Source organism: Dietzia sp. B44, from assembly GCF_014145245.1.
GTDB lineage: Bacteria > Actinomycetota > Actinomycetes > Mycobacteriales > Mycobacteriaceae > Dietzia > Dietzia natronolimnaea.
Genome location: NZ_JAALEF010000192.1, coordinates 1 through 2,537 on the forward strand (window position 1 = coordinate 1; position 2,537 = coordinate 2,537).

Annotated in this window: 1 protein-coding gene; it reads left to right on the forward strand. The window is 72.3% G+C overall.

All coding sequences use genetic code 11. The annotated features are described in order from the left end of the window. Nucleotides 1-2,537: bifunctional [glutamine synthetase] adenylyltransferase/[glutamine synthetase]-adenylyl-L-tyrosine phosphorylase (locus G6017_RS07150; RefSeq protein WP_182616683.1), on the forward strand; the 2,537-nt coding region annotated here is incomplete at both ends.

The following is a 2,537-nucleotide window of genomic DNA, read 5'->3' on the forward strand; positions in this document are numbered from 1 at the left end:
CATCGGCGGCGCCGCGGTCAACGTGCTCCGGTCGGCCTACCGCGACCACGTGGCGCTCCTGGCCGCCCACGACGTGGCGTCCACGGTCGAGGACGAGCCGGTGCTGCCGTTCGCCGAGGTGGGTCGTCGCCTCGCCGATCTCGCGGACGCCGCGCTGACCGCCGCGCTCGCGGTGGCGGTCTCCACGGTGTACCCGGATTCGCCCATGCCCTGTCGCCTCGGCGTGGTGGCCATGGGCAAGGGCGGGGCCCGCGAACTCAACTACATCTCCGACGTGGACATCATCTTCGTCTCCGAACCCGCGGACGCCAAGACCGGTCGGGTGGCCGGGGAGATGATGCGCATCGGCTCGATGGCCTTCTTCGAGGTGGACGCCGCCCTGCGACCCGAGGGCAAGTCCGGAGAGCTGGTGCGGACGCTGGAGTCGCACGAGGCCTATTACAGGCGGTGGGCCAAGACGTGGGAGTTCCAGGCGCAGCTCAAGGCCCGGCCGATGACCGGCGACCTGGCCCTGGCCACCGAGTACTACGACACCGTGCACCCGCTGGTGTGGACGGCCTCCGAGCGGGACGACTTCGTGCACGACGTCCAGGCCATGCGCCGGCGGGTGGAGGAGAACGTCCCCGAGCCGCTCCGGGAGCGCGAGCTCAAGCTCGGGCGTGGGGGCCTGCGCGACGTGGAGTTCGCGGTCCAGCTCCTGCAACTGGTGCACGGTCGCACGGACGAGGAGCTGCGTGTCGCCAGCACGGTGGACGCGCTCGGGGCGCTCCGGGCGGGGGGATACATCGCGCGGGAGGACGGCGCCAACCTGGTGGCCGCCTACGAGTTCCTGCGACTTCTCGAGCACCGTCTCCAGCTCCAGCGCTACAAGCGCACCCATCTGCTCCCGGAGGACGGCGACCGGGAGGCGTACCGCTGGCTCGCCCGCGCCGCCCACATCCGGCCCAGCAGTCGGCACGACGCCGCGGAGGTCCTGCTCCAGCAGCTCCGTCAGGTCCGCAGCCGGGTGCGCAGGCTCCATTCCAAGCTGTTCTACCGCCCGCTGCTGGACTCGATCGCCGCCTACGACGCGGAGGCCCTGTCCCTGAGCTCCGAGGCGATGGAGCGGCAGCTGGCGGCACTGGGGTTCGGCGCACCGCGCCACGCACTCGGGCACCTCCGGGCCCTGGCCGGGCAGAACAACCGCCGCGGCCGGATCCAGGCGCTGCTCCTGCCCGCCTTCATGGAATGGCTCGCCGACACCCCGGACCCGGACGCCGGGTTGCTGGCCTACCGCAAGCTGTGTGAGGAGCACCAGGACGTCACCTGGTTCCTGCGCATCCTGCGGGACGACAGCATCGTGGCGCGCCGCCTGGTGACGGTGCTGGGCACCTCCGCGTTCGTCTCCGAACTCCTGCTCCGCAACCCCGAGGTGATCCCGGAGCTGACCGACGGCGCCGAGGGGCCCGTGCTCGTGGCCTCCAAGGTCTCCGACATCGCCTCCGCGCTGTCCGCCTCGGCGTCCCGTCACCGCACCCCCGAGAAGGTCATCGCCGCGGCGAGGTCGCTACGCCGGGCCGAGCTGGCCCGGATCGGCGCCGCGGACGTCCTGGGGTTGGTCTCCGTGCCGGAGGTCGGCAAGCGCCTGTCCGCCGTGTGGCGGGCGGTGCTCGAGGCGTCCCTCGCGGCCGTGATGAGGGACATGGCCCCCGAGGGCCAGGCGCCGCCGGCCCGACTCGCGTACATCGGGATGGGGCGGCTCGGCGGGGACGAGTTGTCGTACGGATCCGATGCGGACGTGATGATCGTGTGCGATCCGGTGGAGGGCGTCGCCGAGGACGTCGCCGTCCGGTGGGCCGTCCAGGTGGCCGAACGGGTGGGCAGGCTGCTCTCCTCGCCGTCGTCGGACCCCCCGCTCGACCTCGACGCCGACCTTCGACCGGAGGGCCGCAACGGACCACTGGTACGGACGCTTGCGTCCTACCGCGCCTACTACTCCAAGTGGGCCGAGACGTGGGAGCTGCAGGCCCTGCTCCGGGCCGCGTTCGCGGCGGGGGATCGCGACCTGGGCCTGGACTTCCTGCACATGATCGACGAGTTCCGTTACCCGGCGGACGGGGTGCCGCCCAAGGTGGTGCAGGAGATCCGGCGGATGAAGGCGCGGATCGACACCGAGCGTCTGCCCAGAGGGGCCGACCCGGCCACGCACACCAAGCTCGGGCGCGGTGGTCTGGCGGACGTCGAGTGGTGCGCGCAGTTGCTCACGATGCAGCACGCGGCGCGGGTGCCGGGCCTGCACACCACCTCCACCCTGGAGGCGCTCGAGGCCGCGGCCGCCGCGGAGTTGCTCTCGGAGGGCGAGCGTGAGGCGCTGGTGCAGTCGTGGCTCATGGCCGCCCGCGCCCGCAACGCCCTGGTCCTGGCCCGCGGCAAGGCGGTCGACCAACTCCCCGGTCAGGGCAAGATCCTGGCGGCCGTGGCCAGCATCTGCGCCGGGTCCTCCGACGGCGCGGAGTTCCTCAACCAGTACCTCCGGGTCACCCGCCACGGTCGCAAGG